Here is a 13,812-nt window from a genome sequence, read left to right on the forward strand (position 1 = left end):
TCTCCGGGGGAACCCCCAAGACCGCGCTGCCTCCCCAAGACCGCGCTGCATCGCTACTCCCTACTCCCTACTCCCTACTCCCTGTTCCCTGTTCCCAGATCCGCTGTTCCCTTTGGTATACAACTGTAGAGCATTACCAAATAGTATTTGACTTATGCCACTTATAGCGGTTTGCGCTTATATTAGTTACAATAGCAGCAATAAGAAAACAATTTTGTTATTTGTTCTTTAGTCAAAGAATCACAACAATCAACTAGACCTTTTTCTAACTCATCTCTGGTCATAGTTACTAATGAACGTAAATATTCTTTCAAAATAAACCAGAATTTATCAATGGGATTAAAATCAGGAGAATAGGGAGGTAAAACTAAAACTTTAGCTCCAACTTCTGATAATATTTCTATAACTTTTTGACTTTTATGGCTAGATAAATTATCCATAATTACCACGGCACCAGGCCATAAGGATGGGGCTAAAATATCTTTTATATAAGTCATAAAAATTTGAGTATTAATCGAGCCATTTAAGGTCATAGTTCCTAATATACCTTGGGAGCAAATAGCACTAACTATTGTGAGATTTTCTCCTCTATAATAAGGGCGATAATCGACAACTCTGGTTCCTTTTTGAGAACGACCATAAATGCGCTTTTTCCCTAAATTAAACCCCGTTTCATCCAAAAAGACTAGGTTTTTGACTAAAAAACTAGTAACTGTTTGCCAATATAAAAGTCTTAAATTAGCTACTCTTTCCGTTTTAGCTTGACTGGCATATAAACTTTTTTTTTTCGTGTTATGTTGAGTTTTTTCAGGAATCTACTCAAGGTAAGTAGGTGGGCGTAATTAAGTGTAAAATAGAAAAGTAGTTTAAAAATCCCAAAATCGTAATGCCAGCTCGATTAAAAATTCGTCTAAGTGAGTTATAACTTCAAGAGTTGTTAGAATTAAAATCTGATAATAATTGTCCAAAAAGAACTATAAAAAGAGTATAAGTTATCTGTTTAAATCCTAAAGAATGGACAGTCAATCAAATATCTGACTGGATAGATTGGTCACCGAATACAGTGAAAAAAACTATTCATAGGTGGATAATACAAGGCAAATAAGGACTCTGGGATAAGCCAAGAAGTGGTAGAAAAAAAAACCTGGAAAAAATCGGATATAGACTATCTAGAAGAGCTTTGTAATGATGAAGAAAGAACTTACAATAGTAAGCAGCTATCTGTTCTTTTAAAAAAAGAGCGTCAAGTGGAATTAAGTCCCGAAAGAATCCGTAAGATACTTAAAAAAAAAGGATATTTATGGAAGCGAACAAAAACAAGTCCAAGACGACATCCTAACCCCAGAGAAAAAGAATATAAAAAAGCAGATTTAGATATGTTACGTCTGCAAGCCTCTTGTGGTGATGTCAGACTAAAATACTTAGATGAAGCAGGTTTCAGTCTTTGGAGTCCTGTAAGTTATAGTTAGATAAAGGTAGGAAAACAGAAACAAATTCCCCAAAGTAAAAAACGAGGAAAACGTCTAAATATATTAGGAATATATGAGCCCCAAAAAAGCTTTAACTATACTTTAAAGCTTGGTAGTCTAAAAAAAGATAATTTGATCAAAGTTTTGGATAGCGATGCAGCGCGGTCTTGGGGGTTTCCCCCATGAGCGACTGCATCAAGACAAAGAAGCTTAAGAAGCAAAAACAGCTCGACTAAAAACAGGAATAGATACAGTGATTGTCTTGGATAATTCCTCAAGTCATAAAAGTCATCAGGTAATATCTAAAGAAAAAGAATGGTTAGAAATGGGATTGTATTTATTCTTTCTGCCAACTTATAGTCCAGAACTTAATCTAATAGAGGGGGAGTGGCATCAACTTAAAACTCATCAAATCTCTGGTAGAATGTTTGAGGATGAATACGATCTAGCTTTAGCAGTTAAAGAAGGTATAAACAAACGAAGTTGCGAAGTAGGTTATCAGCTTCAACAGTGGACAATATCTGAAAATATAGATAGTAAAAATGATCAAGTTTTTAACGTTTAATTAAGCCCACCTACTTAGTTATGTGTACAGTAATTTGTTTATCTTTTTCAAGTATTTCCACCATTTCCGAGAGAGTTAATGATGGATGATCTGACAACATAGATTTGATAAATTCCGTGAATGGTTCTAATTTAGATGCTCGGTTATTCCCTTGTTTGCCCGGTGATATATTTCCAGTTTCTTTGAATTTTTTAATAATTCTAAATACAAAATTGCGACTCACTTTAACCCTTTTAGCTAAACGGGTCATTGAGCCTTCACAGTCTAGATAAGCTGTGATAATTTTCGTTCTTATATCAACAGAATAGGCTTTCATAATTGGAGTTTTATAATAGTTATTATATTATACTCTATTTAAGCGCAAACCGCTATAGAATTAGGATTGATAATTTGGAGTGGCCATAACCAGAAATGAAGCCCAATGTAAGTTATTATTTCATTAATTTGATGCATTCGCGGAAGCTTCATTATCGTTTCCAATGATGTTTGAGAAGCACCAGGTCCAGTCAAGCGATAATGTGCTCCTGTTACTGGGCCAGAACAAAACTTCCATAAAAGTCGAGGTTTCTTTAAAAGGTATAGGGGGTTGGGGCGAGAGCCGATCAAATTTGCTACTTTATCCATATAGGAAATCCAGTTTATGAGTACATTAGGCGGCGGCTGAGTTGGAAAACTCAGGGCATTTTCTTTTCGTGTTTGGATGATATCTCGTTCCATAAATCTTGCATCTGGCAGTAAGCGTTTTCCGGCTGCAACTAGAGCAAATAGGCGAGCTTGTAGCTCTCCAGTAGGAGGAATAGCTCCGATTTTTGGACGTGCAAATCCACAAAAGGCTAGAGAATATCCTATTTCAGGATGGAACATATTCAGATACATATTGCCTGGATGGAGAGCTTGCACATCTTTAGGATACTTAAGAAATGGGAACGAAGGGAAGTAACCATGAGCGAAGATTACTACATCAGCACGATGGCGAATGCCATCAGAGAAAATTACTTCATCTCCATCAAATCCAACTAAGTCCCTACGTAGATTGAGCTTGCCTTCTATCACACGGTAAATGAAGTCATCAGATTTGGTTACGGCTTGGGACATCGGACCAACATCTGAGTTTTTTAGAAGCTGGGTTCGGAAAGCAGATTCTGGCGTGTGGTCTCCAGTATGAAAACAAAGACGACGTTTTAAGGTCATCAACCAGTTTTGTAAAATGATGGGTGGGGCGTTTCGGATGCGGTTAGTGTCGTAGTCATTCGCCATGCCAGTGAGAGGATTGATGCGCGGGATAATAAACTTACCTTTCCGAATACTTAAGTATGTATTTTCAGCAACATAGGAAACTTCTGCGGCAATATCAACGCCAGACTCTCCAGCACCAACAATAACAACATGTTTCCCTCTTAAACCCTCGACTCCTTTATACATAGCTGAATGACGCACTTCTCCAGTAAAGCTATCGAGACCTGGCAACTGGATAGGTTTAGGGATAAGATTGACTCCAGTACAAATGGCCACGCGATCGCAGTGATGAGGAACTGTTTCACCTGAAACTCGATCTACTGTGGTTACTATCCAACCTCCCTTTTCGTTGGGTTTCACATCAGTTACTGTCTGTCGAAAATGCAAGTGGTTCCAAAATCTAAAATGCTCCACGTAGTTGGCTAGATATTCTAAGTATTCCTGTAATGTGTAGTGTTCAGATGATGAGCTTTTTGGTGGAAAGTCGGAGTAAGCAGTTATCCAGGGCGAAGAGGTCAATCGTACCGTAGGCCAGCAACCTCCAGGGAATTCTCTATTAGGCCGAAACACACCACCTATGTTGTCCTTCTGTTCAAAGCATTGAACCTCTAGCCCTTGCTCGATACATTCTTTTACCACTGCAATACCTATCGGTCCTGCACCTATGACTATAACCGACCTTCGTTGCTCTGAGCACTTAAGTGCGGGTTCTATAGATAACTTCTTGTTTAGGCTCAAAAGTCGAAATTGGTCGATTATAAATAGTCCAATCCAGAGCCAAAATACACCTACCATCCATTTAAGCAAAACTGAACCCCCCGAAATTACCAAAAAAACGCTTGATACTAGCGCAAGTGGTAAAGGTAATAATGCTACTCTAAAGATAGTCCAATCTATTAGTTTGGCTACGAATAAATTCCACCAAGGGGTTCTCCTGGTAGCTAATTGCACTGCACGATATATCCCAAATGTATCGTACTGATCGAAAAGTTCTTCGCCCACATTACTGTCTAATTTAAGATTATTTATTATCGGAGTATTACTATTGACTTGAATCATTAGTCAACTGTACCTTTTTTTATAGATTTTATTGCATAAATATCAGTGTAATACATCCAGTAATTGAGCAAAGAGAACAAGATAAATATTATTAAGCTCACAGAAATAGTTGTGACTCTCAAGGGAATTATGAGTAAAGAAGTGAGCAACTCAATCAAGATTAGACCAATAAGAATATTGACAATAGTTTGGCGACGTAATAGGCTGCAAAACATAGCTCCTAAAGGAGCACCGATAACAACTATAGGAACTGCAGCTAGCCAATAACTAAGCGCCGGATCAGTAAAATCTTTGATAAAAAACACTTGTAAAGTAAATCCTATTACAGCATTGATAGCCATCAAAACAACCGAGGTAGGAGTGGCAACTTTCTCACTGATACGAAATAAAAGTACCATCACAGAAAATGTTAAAATGTCAATTCCATTGCCGACTAAAGAACTCATTATTCCTCCCAATAGCCCAGTAAAAAAGAATATTACTCGTTCTATAAAACTCCAATTATTGACTTGTAAATAGTATTGTCTTTTCTTTCCTGACATGATTAAACTAAAGGGTAAACTAGCGATCATCATGGTAAAAGACATCTTGATCATATCTGGGGGAAAAAAATGAGAAAAAAAAGCTAATCCAATCCAAATACCAAATGCTCCTCCAATGCTAGCCCAAATGATCGTCCGCCACTCCACCCTAATTCTTGTCACCCAAATTGCTACTGAGGCGGCACTCATACCAACACTTTGAATTGCTAGGGAAAATACCTTAGCATCATGAGGTGAAACATTTAGCAATTTAGTAAATACAGGAAAAGCGACTGCTCCTCCACCAATACTTGTTCCTCCAGCAATTATAGAGCCAAACATCATTGTTAAAGCAATCTCCCAATGATTGTAACAATATGCTATTGCCTCTTGTATACCAAGGGTATTCAGCCAAATACTCCACACTATGAGTGCGATTATTACTATAGTTTTTTGTCTTAAAGTTAAATGAGATTGATAGATTTTAACAAACTTTAATATTTTGGTTTTTATTGACATAATTTTTACTAGTTATGGCTTGCTTGAAAGAAGAAATAAGTTGTGCTAGCTAGTTGCTGCTAAAAAATGTTGTTAATCTCGATTGCGGCACGATAGCCTGATTCTAAGGCACCTTCCAGCCGTGCCAAGGGGAGGTATGTTCGCCCGCAAAATGTATGCGCCCTTCAGGATTAGCAGTATGTGGCAGTAGTCCAGTTACTTGTCCAGCACTCAACAGAACATGTCCACCTTTTGCCCAATTATCTTCATCCCAGCATACGGATAGACCACCTTCAATATACTCCTCTAGACCAGGAAGCATGGGTTCTAATTGGGCGATCGCATATTCTATTCGTTCTGCTTCACTCATGGTGGCCAGACTCTGCGATCGCTCTCCCTTCATATAGGAAACCAATATAGCCCTTTGTTGGGGTAGATCGAAACTGGAGTGCCAGAGTTCAGTGGGATAGTCTGCTAAACCAAAACCGTTCAACCCCTGGTCTAACCAGTAACGTTTCCTGACTTGCAAGAAGATACGGGACAAGGAAAGATAAGATATTTCCTGAATTGCCCGGTTTTTTTTCTCCGATAAGGATGGAGTAATTTTTAGGTGGCGCAGGACGCTGAAGGGAAGGGTACAAATCAGGTATTCTGCTGCCATGGTCTGGGTCACTCCTCCTTGAACATAGGCGACACGGACTTGAGAGCGATCGCTTTCGATTTCCACAACTTCTGCTCCGTAGTGGATCTTATCTTTCAAATGGTTTGCAAAAGCATTTGTTAGTTGATCTGCCCCTCCGACAATCTTTAACATCTGCTTTTCACTGACTCCGAGAGCCATCAAACGCAAGATCTCAAGTACAGAAACATTGTTTTTGGCAAAATCCAGGTAACCGAACCCGAACATCCTAGCAATCTGGGGGGAGATACCCTGACTATCGATAAACTCTCTTACTGTGAGCTGGTCGTACTTCCTTAAAGGTTCGGGAGGCCACTCAAGGGAGGTAGGATCGCCGAGTTCTGTAAAAAGCGGTCTACAAACCTTTTTTACTATTTCCTCTAATCTCATTTCCCTTTCTGCGGGAGTAAGATCAAGAGGATATTGACCCAACTTGACCTCTGTACCACTCTTGACCCTAAGCCGCTTACCCTGCAAGTAATGGACAAAATCCAGTTTGTCTGGATAAAAGGGTGCCACTTGCAGACCGAAATGGTCTAAGTATTTGAGAGTCCAGTGGTGATTTTCGGGGATGCGAGCCGCCCCAGCTTCCACATAAAGCCCATCGGCAAAGGGTTCCCGCAACGTTAGAATGCGCCCACCTGGTCGGAGACGGGCTTCCAACACTGTTACATTGTGACCCGCTCGCATCAGTTCGTAGGCCGATACCAGTCCGGCTATGCCAGCGCCGAGAATCAGTACGTGTTTTGGTTTGCCCTTTCTCACGAGTCTCTCAGGGCTGACACCAGCACAAATGTTGACCACAATTGCCCTTGATCTTGAGTCTAAGATGAAAGAAGTTTCTTATTGTCTGTTGTAGTGCTATCACTCCTTATAGGATGGATCGATGCGCTCAATCATACGCACTAAAGCCTTGAAAGTCGCTATTTGGGTTGACTTAAATCCATCCTTTTTCATTGGTTTAAACTGTTCCATTTGTTGAGCAAATGAATTCAAAATATCCTCAGAAGGCTGATTCAGTTTAGCCCCAGTTGACATAGCCAATACTTGTGTTCTACAAGCAAACTCCAGAAAATAAAGGTTTAAGAATGCTTCAGCAACAGTCCGTCCACAAACAACTATGCCATGGTTGCGCATGATCATACATAATTTTTCCGGTCCGAGATCCGCTGCCAGACGTTTCTGTTGTGCGATATTTATTTCTAACCCATAATTATCATGGTAAGCAATTTTGTTATAGAAAACCATTGAAGCTTGATCTAGGTGTAACAACCCACAGGCAAGGGTGGAGACAGCAACTGCGTAAGGGGTGTGAGCATGAATCACAGTGTTAATATCAGGTCTAGCAGCTAGAATCGCACCATGGATAACAACAGCAGTTGGATTGACTGGTACGTCTTGGTCACCAACTACCTTGCCATCAAGGTTTATTCTTGCCAAGTTTGATGCTTTGACTTCATCAAAAGTGAGGCCAAAAGGATTAATCAGAAAATCAGACTCAGAACCCGGTATTCGTGTGAAGGGCGTGGGTGAGGGTTAGATCGCTCCAGCCGTAGTAATTTATCAGTCTATACACTGCTGCTAGCTGTATGCGAGCTGTAGATTCGTCCGATGTCTGATCAAGTTGTTTGTGCTGTTCAATTGTTGCCAGCTTGTTCATAGTCCTAATGATCGGATTGAATTGAAGCTCAAAAGCAAACCTTAATTAGTTACCAACGGACAGTCCTTTGTTCCCAAGGTCTTGTAGGTGTTGATTGTTTGGATCTCAAATAGGATTGCTATAGCTGTTTCGGAGAATGAGTAGTTTAGCTGCCGAATGTCTCTGGTAGTTCGTTGTAGGCAGCACGGTAGATGCCATCTAGCCATGCCCAAAGTGTGTCACGCTTCCACTTGGCCCCTCCCATCACTGATTCCAACTCCGGACCTGATGTCGGCACAATCTTAGACATAGCATCAGAGGCATCGGCATGATCCCCTTCGACCTGTTCATGGACAAGAAGCCACTCAAAAACAGACAGATCCACTTCATTTTGACGACGAACTTCTTTGCCTAGGCAAGAAATCATCTGCTCTGCATATACTTCACCAGAAATCAGGGAGCCTACTGCCCAAGCAACATCAATAGTCTCTCCTGCGAAGAAATTAGCCATTTCCTGGGCTAGTGTTTTACCCGGAGACTCTGGCTCGAAATTTTCTGGTTGCGGCCGCCACGGATCGAGTCCTTCAATTAGTTTACCCATCAGGGTGCTATGTATTTTGTTGATATCGCCACTGCCCAGTTCGTCATATAGCACACCAGCAATCAGACTTTTGATTCTCAAGTCCTCTACACGCATCACAATATTGGCCAACCAATTAGGAACCTTGGCAGTGACTTCATTTAAGTTGGCAAAGTATGACCAAAAAGCGGTTAGATTGGGAGGTTCCTGTTGAAGCCGCACAAAATAGGGATGTTTAATCATGGGATGTTTTTGGCAAAACTCCACGATTTCTTCAGCAGGACGGCGTTGTTGAGCTTCTTTTACCCAAGTTACAGCAGTCTTAGTCATTATTTGGCCTTCAACTAGTTTTTGCTAGGTGTCTAGCTTTGTTCACTTTTTTGAGGTACATATTACCTGGTTTTATGGAACATGGAATATGGAACCGGTAAAAATATTGTGTACCTGATTAGGGTAGAAACCGCTAGATATATTTATTTGGCTTCACAGATAGTTTATCAGACTAATGGAAAAACTTCACTAAAAATTTGTGGCTCTTCCGTACTTGTTATGCTATGATTATAATTTTAGTAAAAACTTGTTTCTGATAAGGGTCTAAAAATGAGACAATAGAATCGAAGTGATTGTTTCTGGGTAAAATGTCAATAATTGAGGATATTAGAACCAAATTTTAGGCTTTAATGCCATAAATGGATGAAAAACTCAGACGATTGTGGTTAGGAGCTGAAGCAGTATCTTTAGGGAAAGGGCGACCCTCTGAAAGGTTTCGTCATTTGACTGGTTGAGTCACAATAGAGACGTATTTGCTTCTTATAAAGCCGGTTTGGGGTATATTTGGGCTTTAATTTTGTTTAATTCCCAATAGTAGCAAAAAACTCCTTTGATTTTTTGATGGTACTGGTAAAGATGTAGTGATGTAGGCGTTGGTCTGGTCAAGGTTTCGGGAGCTAAAGTCAGGAATTGTACAGCACTACCAGGATTTTTCCCGACTCCCGACTCCCGACTCCCGATTCCCGATTCCCAATTCCCGATTCCCGATTCCCGATTCCCGATTCCCGATTCGCGCATTCTAAATTCGCGCATTCTAAATTCCCGATCCCCTCTTCCCTATTCTCTTAGAACCTATTCCTAAAGCCCCCAAAGCAAATAGACCTAAAGCCATTGCTGGTTCAGGAACATTAGCTGGGTGTGAATGGTTATGATCTGGGTGTGGATGGTTATGATCTGGATTTGGATCCTTCAATGCTGACAGGGCTAAATCCGCAATAATGCGATAAACACCAGTGGTTGGATGTTGTAAGTCCCAGAATAAAAACTCCTCGGGATTCTCACATACAAATTGTGCTGGTATATTCAGACAAGGACTAGTTACATTGGTCAAACCAAATTCCGTTGGCTGAGCCAGAATTTCCCTAAATGTAGAATTAACATCAACCGGGATGATATTGACATCTGAGTCGGGAGTCTGACTGAATTGATCGAGTAGTTCAGACAAACCAGAATTATGGTCTTCTGTCAAGGTGTTGAGGGCATCGGTAGTACCAGGAACACGTCCATCAAGTGCCAGAGCAATGGGCGTATTGCCCAAATCTGGCAAGTTAACTACCATAATATTTTTAGCCCCAACATTAGTCAGGTCTTGCACTGCATCTGACAAATTTGCCAGGGTGGTGACAGTATCTGTAAATGGTTCAAAACTGCCTTGGGTAGGTAAATAATCATTACCACCAGCCCACACTATATACAGAGCCTCTGGGTCAGCAGACTGACCGGCTTGTATCAGGGGAACAGTAAAGGCATCAATCTGCTGTTCCAATCCTGGTAAGCCTGTCAATCCAGAGAAGGTAAGAGCGACAGTGTTTTCAGTGCCTGTAGTAGAACCACCAAAAGCGAAGTTAATGCCTTCAGTAGGAATAGCACCTGAGCCAAGAGTGGTAAACAGAGTAGGGTTTAATTCCAAATCCCCTGCAAGATAATCCACCCAGTTGGGCCCATTGGAAAAACGTCCCTCAAAATAGGGTGGACTGGGGGGAATTTGCTCTGCGGTGGCATTAAACAGATTGCCTTGATCAGAGAGGCTGTCTCCAAAGATATACATCTTGCTAAACAACTCGACAGCATTTGCCTTGAGGGGCAACATTAAAGAGAAAAAGACTAATCCTGTGGCGGCAATTTGTGTCTTCATGATGTTTTTTTAACTTAATTGCAGATAATTATCTCAGATCATGTCCGATTTAATAGTTATCCTTCAGGGTTTATAGTCAATTGAACCTTGAAAATTAACTAACCATAAGCAATTAGCAATTCAAAATTCAAAATTCAAAATTCAAAATTCAAAATTCACAGGCATCGGATCAACCATGTTAGACGTGATTAAGCGGACTTGATATCATGTCTGGCATTGACACACTAGACCAATCACCACTAATTACTAAGCAATAATAATACTTGTTAGTAATTGTGATTAAGCACAACTATAGCGGTTTTCAATTTGGTGAGGTACAGAGTTTCTGGTTTTAGGGAACAGGGAAGAGGGAACAGGGAACAGGGAAGAGAAACCCACCCCTAACCCCTCCCAGGAGGGGAAGAGGGAACAGGGCAAAAAGTCTATGTACCTCATTAGGCTAAAAACCGCTATAAAAGCTGTTTTAAAGTGTTTTTTAGTGAGCATTCAGCCGTCAGCCGTAGGCTACGCTACTTGAGGTGCTTATTTTATTCAAAAGCACCGATTGCGCTAAGGGCACGCTGCGCGAACAGTAGCACCTCAAGTAGCCCATAAGCTGATAGCTGATAACTTATAGCTGATAACTGATAGCTGAATGCTGATAGCTGAATGCTGATAGCACCTCAAGTAGCGTGCGCGTAGCGCATATGCTTACGTTTTTTATGCACCTAATTTTATGCACCTAATTCGATGGCGTGGCTTTTGGTGCCCCTGATGGCTGACTGGTTTGAGGCTTAATAAACAATGCTTCTTTGGCAGATTGCCCTTCACCCTGAGAACCGAAATACCAAAGCGCTGCTGCTGCTTCAGCACGGGTGACTGGTTTTTTAGGCTGAAACAATATTGTATAACCAAAGACTCGGCGAATGTTTGCCAAATCGCCATTTCGGAAATCAGCTAAGACGGCTCGCAATGCTTTCGGGTCAATTTCGGCGGTATCTTTGAAGCCCCAGGTTTCTTTCACTGCTTCAATAGAGGCTTTGGGCAAGGCTTTACGAGTATCGAGAGGCACTTTCCACAACATCAGTTTTTCCCTAGTCAAGGGTGCATTTGGACGAAACAATACTGCGGTAGAATCGCCACTGAGGGGACTAGGAATTAATCCAGCATCAGCTAATCCCTGAATATAGGGAAAATCAGGATCGGTACGAGGCACATCCTGAAATGCAGGTTGAGTAGTGTTGGATGCTAAACGGATTTGCAATCCTGGACGATTGGCATAGATCCGATTATTGGCATCCATCAGCCAACGGGCATACTGACGGCGGCTTATGGTTTGATTGGGGGCAAACTGAGTACCTTGACTATCAGCATTGGTCTTTGGATTAGCCGTGTCTGGGGTTAAGACTCCCAATTTTGCCAAATCTGCCACATACTTACGCAAATCTCGGGGGACTTTATCCAAGTCAGTCAATTTCTCTGGTTTTCCTGACCTGACCTGAGCTGGCTTACTGGCAACCTCAGAGGGTTGCGTTGGTTTCTGAGATGGTTGTGGTTTCTGGGATGGTTGTGGTTTCTGAGCTTGTGTGGGTTTCTGAGCTTGTGTGGGTTTCTGGGATGGTTGTGGTTTCTGAGCTTGTGTGGGTTTTTCAGCTTGTGTTGGTTTCTGGGATGGTTGTGGTTTCTCAGCTTTGGTATCCTTACCATCCCGGACGTACTGAATATCAAATGTAGTCACACTGCTGTTGGTAGCAACCGCTGGGGGCTTTGATGAGGAGGCAGCGGTGGATTTGCCAGTAGTGGCACCAGAAGGAATGGAAAGGGTAACGTCCAAGTCATTACGACGGACGATGAATGTGCCACCATCTTGATCCTCTGGCTGGTCGAGGACTTCCCAGCCTCCCGACTCAAAGGTCTTTTGGTAAAAGTTCTGAATTAAATTAATTGGGTCAGGGGATGACCAAATCGTCAACTTACCTGGACCAGCAGCATCTTTGAGGGGTTCCACTTGTTCCAAGGTTGCTTGTTGATAACGGGGAATCTCAGTGGGGAAGTCTTCTGGCAACGGTACTGACTTCGGTTTCTGGGGAGTAGTTTGAGGCTTATTTGGAGATGGCCCACCCAAGTTTTTGGGTGGGTTATCCTTCAGTGTGGGGTCTGCTCCCAAAGACCGCTGCAAAGCGTCACCTAGGTTAGTGTTGGCGCAGGCACTCAACAAACCCAGAAGACAAACCGCTAAACTCGCACGTAGGACAGAGTGTGGAAACAGCACGGGCATTGTCCAACAACAGTACTTACCTCCTAAACTAACGCAAATTCACAAAAGGGCAATCAAGCGTGTTATCCTGGCTGAGTTGCCAAACTAGGAAAGATGTTTAGGGAAAGGGCGAGGTCACAATACCCAGTATTGTCAATTTAAATGTCTGTAAATTTAAATCTTGTATGGATGCACAGAAAAAGAAATTAGCAGCACCGAGTGAATCTTCTGAATCTGTTCAGGAGCAGCAAACAGATGCTCAGAGTCAACAATCGGACAAGGGTGGCACGCCATTTTGGAAGCAAGTACAGGAAAATTTCCAAATTATTGCGATCGCACTAGCCTTAGCTCTATTGATTCGAGTATTTGTGGCAGAACCTCGCTACATTCCCTCGGATTCCATGTACCCGACTTTGGGAGTAGGCGATCGCTTAGTGGTGGAAAAAATCTCTTACCGTTTCCATACCCCAAAAGCCGGTGACATTATTGTGTTTGAAATACCGCCACAATTACAAATTTTGGGTTACTCAAAAGACCAAGCTTTCATCAAGCGGGTGATTGGCACATCCGGTGATACGGTTCAAGTCAAAGATGGCAAAGTTTATCGCAACGGTACTCCTCTAGACGAGGACTACATTGCCCAACCTCCCAGTTATCAGATGGGACTGGTGCAGGTGCCAGAAAATTACTTGTTTGTGATGGGAGACAACCGCAACAATAGCAACGATTCCCATGTTTGGGGTTTTCTAGGTAAAGACAAAGTCATTGGTCGTGCCTGTTTCCGTTTTTGGCCCTTTAGTGAACTTGGTTCGATCTGAACTTCGCCCTTCAACATCTCGGTAAATTTTCGGTTAATATCAAGCTCCTTGGTATCGTGATCACATCCCCAAGTGGGTAATGGGTAATGGGTAATGGGTAATGGGTAATGAGTAGCCAGTAATTACAATGACCAATTACCCATTACTAATATTAAGCTTGTGTGAACTTAAGCCCTCTACGGATTTCGGAAATTACTATAAGTTTAACTAATCAATTTTCATACTTACGCCTGATGCGAATTGGATGCTCAACGTATATAATTTAGCTCAACTAAGTAGGTCGTGCAAGAAAAAAGGAGGTATATTACAAATTATAAAGCGTTGCCT

14 protein-coding genes are annotated in these 13,812 nt (G+C 41.7%); 4 read left to right on the forward strand and 10 right to left on the reverse strand.

Annotation, left to right across the window (positions count from 1 at the left end; translation table 11 throughout):
• Window positions 1–182 precede the first annotated feature (182 nt).
• Entirely contained in the window at window positions 183–815 is a 633-nt protein-coding gene (locus BJP37_RS03785; protein WP_081431054.1) for an IS630 family transposase, read from the reverse strand.
• A gap of 312 nt (window positions 816–1,127) precedes the next feature.
• Here BJP37_RS03785 and BJP37_RS34175 point away from each other — a divergent pair, with 312 nt between their 5' ends.
• Together BJP37_RS34175 and BJP37_RS34180 are read left to right on the forward strand one after the other, a co-directional pair.
• On the forward strand, window positions 1,128–1,469 hold the full coding sequence (locus BJP37_RS34175) for a hypothetical protein (RefSeq protein WP_081431055.1): 342 nt from the start codon (window positions 1,128–1,130) through the stop codon (window positions 1,467–1,469).
• A gap of 253 nt (window positions 1,470–1,722) precedes the next feature.
• Window positions 1,723–2,034 (forward strand): transposase, encoded by a 312-nt coding sequence (locus BJP37_RS34180; protein ID WP_158069398.1) that lies wholly within the window; start codon window positions 1,723–1,725, stop codon window positions 2,032–2,034.
• A gap of 10 nt (window positions 2,035–2,044) precedes the next feature.
• Here the strand turns inward: BJP37_RS34180 and BJP37_RS03795 are convergent, their stop codons facing one another.
• From BJP37_RS03795 to BJP37_RS03820, 6 genes are all read right to left on the reverse strand, one after another.
• A complete protein-coding gene (locus BJP37_RS03795; protein WP_075896595.1) occupies window positions 2,045–2,350 on the reverse strand; it encodes a COG3415 family protein in 306 nt (101 codons plus the stop codon).
• Between the two features lie 38 nt (window positions 2,351–2,388).
• Window positions 2,389–4,329, reverse strand: coding sequence for an NAD(P)-binding domain-containing protein (locus BJP37_RS03800; RefSeq protein WP_075896597.1), 1,941 nt, complete (start codon window positions 4,327–4,329; stop codon window positions 2,389–2,391).
• Window positions 4,329–5,369 (reverse strand): sulfite exporter TauE/SafE family protein, encoded by a 1,041-nt coding sequence (locus BJP37_RS03805; RefSeq protein WP_075896599.1) that lies wholly within the window; start codon window positions 5,367–5,369, stop codon window positions 4,329–4,331. The genes BJP37_RS03800 and BJP37_RS03805 overlap by 1 nt, the downstream gene beginning before the upstream one ends.
• Window positions 5,370–5,472: 103 nt before the next feature.
• Window positions 5,473–6,831, reverse strand: a complete 1,359-nt coding sequence (locus BJP37_RS03810; protein ID WP_158069400.1) for a flavin monoamine oxidase family protein — start codon at window positions 6,829–6,831, stop codon at window positions 5,473–5,475.
• A 60-nt stretch (window positions 6,832–6,891) separates the two neighbouring features.
• Window positions 6,892–7,539 (reverse strand): class II aldolase/adducin family protein, encoded by a 648-nt coding sequence (locus BJP37_RS03815; protein ID WP_081431058.1) that lies wholly within the window; start codon window positions 7,537–7,539, stop codon window positions 6,892–6,894.
• Between the two features lie 293 nt (window positions 7,540–7,832).
• A complete protein-coding gene (locus BJP37_RS03820) occupies window positions 7,833–8,576 on the reverse strand; it encodes an iron-containing redox enzyme family protein (protein ID WP_075896603.1) in 744 nt (247 codons plus the stop codon).
• Between the two features lie 593 nt (window positions 8,577–9,169).
• Between BJP37_RS03820 and BJP37_RS38390 the strand changes: the two genes are divergently transcribed.
• The gene (locus BJP37_RS38390) at window positions 9,170–9,319 is read left to right on the forward strand and encodes a hypothetical protein (RefSeq protein WP_158069401.1); all 150 of its coding nucleotides are present in this window, start codon (window positions 9,170–9,172) and stop codon (window positions 9,317–9,319) included.
• Between the two features lie 11 nt (window positions 9,320–9,330).
• Here the strand turns inward: BJP37_RS38390 and BJP37_RS03830 are convergent, their stop codons facing one another.
• The 3 genes from BJP37_RS03830 to BJP37_RS03835 all read right to left on the reverse strand — a co-directional run bounded on the left by BJP37_RS03830 (window position 9,331) and on the right by BJP37_RS03835 (window position 12,688).
• A complete protein-coding gene (locus BJP37_RS03830; protein ID WP_075896607.1) occupies window positions 9,331–10,431 on the reverse strand; it encodes an SGNH/GDSL hydrolase family protein in 1,101 nt (366 codons plus the stop codon).
• Window positions 10,432–10,710: 279 nt separating this feature from the next.
• On the reverse strand, window positions 10,711–10,866 hold the full coding sequence (locus tag BJP37_RS38395) for a hypothetical protein (protein ID WP_158069402.1): 156 nt from the start codon (window positions 10,864–10,866) through the stop codon (window positions 10,711–10,713).
• Window positions 10,867–11,152: 286 nt separating this feature from the next.
• Window positions 11,153–12,688 carry an S-layer homology domain-containing protein gene (locus tag BJP37_RS03835; protein ID WP_081431059.1) on the reverse strand — a complete coding sequence of 512 codons (1,536 nt, stop codon included), beginning with the start codon at window positions 12,686–12,688 and terminating at the stop codon, window positions 11,153–11,155.
• Window positions 12,689–12,852: 164 nt separating this feature from the next.
• Here BJP37_RS03835 and lepB point away from each other — a divergent pair, with 164 nt between their 5' ends.
• Window positions 12,853–13,485 (forward strand): signal peptidase I, encoded by a 633-nt coding sequence (gene lepB / locus BJP37_RS03840; protein WP_075896609.1) that lies wholly within the window; start codon window positions 12,853–12,855, stop codon window positions 13,483–13,485.
• The last annotated feature ends 327 nt before the right edge of the window (window positions 13,486–13,812 follow it).

The organism is Moorena bouillonii PNG (assembly GCF_001942495.1).
GTDB lineage: Bacteria > Cyanobacteriota > Cyanobacteriia > Cyanobacteriales > Coleofasciculaceae > Moorena > Moorena bouillonii.